This window comes from Streptomyces europaeiscabiei, assembly GCF_001550375.1.
Classification (GTDB): Bacteria; Actinomycetota; Actinomycetes; order Streptomycetales; family Streptomycetaceae; genus Streptomyces; species Streptomyces europaeiscabiei.
On sequence record NZ_LRTR01000882.1, the window covers coordinates 1 to 1,165 of the forward strand.

The following is a 1,165-nucleotide window of genomic DNA, read 5'->3' on the forward strand; positions in this document are numbered from 1 at the left end:
CAGGCCCGCCGGGCCCGTCCGTGGGTGCTGTCCGCGAAGACCCCGGCGGCGCTGCGCGCCCAGGCCGCGGCCCTCCACGACCACGTCCGCGACCGTCCCGGGCTGTCCCCCGCCGATGTCGGTCACTCCCTGGCCACCACGCGTACGGCGTTCGCGCACCGCGCGGTCGTGGTCGCGGACGACCGCGACGGCTTCCTGCGGGGCCTCGCCGCGCTGGCCGCGGACCGCAGCACCCCCGGTCTGGTCACCGGTGACGGCGGCGAGCCGGCCGACCCGGACCACGGCTGTGTCCTGGTCTTCCCCGGGCAGGGCGCGCAGTGGGCCGGCATGGCCCGCGAACTGCTCGACCAGTCACCGGTGTTCGCCGACGCCTACGCCGCGTGCGCGCGGGCCCTGGGCGAGTTCGTCGACTGGTCGCCGACCGAGGCGCTCACCGACGAGGACGCCCTGCGGCGGGTGGACGTGGTGCAGCCCGTGCTGTGGGCGGTGATGGTGTCACTGGCCGAACTGTGGCGCGCCCACGGGGTGCGGCCCGCCGTCGTGGTGGGCCACTCGCAGGGCGAGATCGCCGCGGCCTGCGTGGCCGGGGGCCTCTCCCTGCAGGACGGTGCCCGCGTCGTGGCGCTGCGCAGCCAGGCCATCGCACGGTCCCTGGCCGGCCGTGGCGGCATGGTGTCGGTGGCCCTGCCGCGCACCGAGGTCGAGCGGCGCATCGCGCAGTGGGACGGACGCCTGTCCGTGGCCGTGGTCAACGGCCCGGGCCTGACCGTGGTCTCCGGCGCGCTCGACGCCCTGGACGAGCTGCTGGAGCAGTGCACCGCCGAGGACGTACGGGCCCGGCGCATCCCCGTCGACTACGCCTCCCACTCCGCCCAGGTCGACACCCTGCGCGAGGAACTGCTCGCGGTGCTGGCGCCGATCCGGCCGCGCTCCGCCGGAACGCTGTTCTTCTCCACGGTGACCGGCGGCCTGCTGGACACGGCGGAGCTGGACGCCGAGTACTGGTTCCGGAACCTGCGCACGACCGTGGAGTTCGAATCCGCCGTCGCCGCCCTCACCGAGCGCGGGCACCGCCTGTTCGTGGAGGCCAGCCCGCACCCGGTGCTGACCCTGGCGGTCGAGGAGACGGCGGGCGGGGCGGGCGCCACCGCGCTCGGCACCCTGC

General features: G+C 76.2%; 1 protein-coding gene. It reads left to right on the plus strand.

Translation table 11 applies throughout. The annotated features are described in order from the left end of the window. The coding region (locus AWZ10_RS44950) for an acyltransferase domain-containing protein (RefSeq protein WP_159058596.1) at positions 1–1,165 on the plus strand (1,165 nt) is incomplete at both ends.